Origin of the sequence: Colwellia psychrerythraea (assembly GCF_000764225.1) — a bacterium.
GTDB lineage: Bacteria > Pseudomonadota > Gammaproteobacteria > Enterobacterales > Alteromonadaceae > Colwellia > Colwellia psychrerythraea_D.
In genome coordinates this window covers 1-984 of the sequence record NZ_JQED01000036.1, presented here as the reverse complement: position 1 = coordinate 984, position 984 = coordinate 1, and the positions used below count along the sequence as shown (strand labels likewise).

Below are 984 nucleotides of genomic sequence, written 5' to 3'. Positions count from 1 at the left end.
AATTTCAAGAGTACCTGCATGATGAAAAGTTTTGAGTTAGCGCATGGAGTCAAGCATCGGCTGTGGCACAACCACCGAGGGCGTTAGGATGGCAATAGCGCTACGCGCTATTGAACCACGAGCATAGGCTGAAATTAGGTGTCACGACGGAACAAGTAAGGTAGGCGCTGTTAACCAATAGGTTAATAATCCACGAATATCAGCATGATAACCGACGAAATTACTGGCTTCATTCTATGCGTTAACTCACTCAACTTTAAAAGAGAAAATTATGGCTCGAAAAAAAGCAGAGATTCTTATGGTTTAACTTGACGTGGGGAGTCATACCAACGCCCCATTCAGGGGCTGATAATAGCTTGCTAAAATTGTGAAGCGAAGCGGAACCGAGCAAGCTGTTAGCAGTCCCGTTACTGTTATGGCTTGTTATATGCTAACGCCAAACACCTTTAATCGTTGTTCCAGAGATGTTAATTCTCCTTCTTCAACCATCAAAGGGTTTATATCGAATTCATTCTTATATTCTTGAAATTTATTTATATAAAAATCACTCTTATCAAGATTAGCTAACAAACCAATTAAAAGAAGTAACATACTTTTATCAAGGTGTTTTTGTGAGTTGACTGCTCCATCTTGTATTAACTCTTTTCTCAAAGCTAAAAGCTGTTGCAGAGAATACCAGTCTTTTTTTAAGGCTAACTTTTTCATACTATCTTTAGTTATTTCATAGTAAGTATCTAATGAATTAGTACATTCAGGAGGAGCAGAGCTTTTAACTTCCATAAACGTATTATTTGCCTGAGTTTCAATAGAAATCAATAAAGATAAAATTAGAATTATTCGCATGACTATCCTTAGCATATAACGCCCAAATAATGGGCAAAAAATAGTTGGTAAAAATAGCGACGCAGGAGCAAAACCAACTTTTTTTTGTCCTGTTAATTTGCTTGTTATGTTTTTCTTTTATACCGAGATATTATTCGTTTG

General features: G+C 36.5%; 1 protein-coding gene. It reads right to left on the bottom strand.

Annotated elements, in window-relative coordinates:
• Positions 1–423: 423 nt before the first annotated feature.
• Entirely contained in the window at positions 424–843 is a 420-nt protein-coding gene (locus tag ND2E_RS08450; protein WP_033094375.1) for a hypothetical protein, read from the bottom strand.
• Between the last annotated feature and the right edge of the window lie 141 nt (positions 844–984).

Bases quoted from the DNA above. Each gene is read 5' to 3' on its own strand.
- ND2E_RS08450 (WP_033094375.1), bottom strand. From the start codon at position 843: ATGCGAATAATTCTAATTTTATCTTTATTGATTTCTATTGAAACTCAG.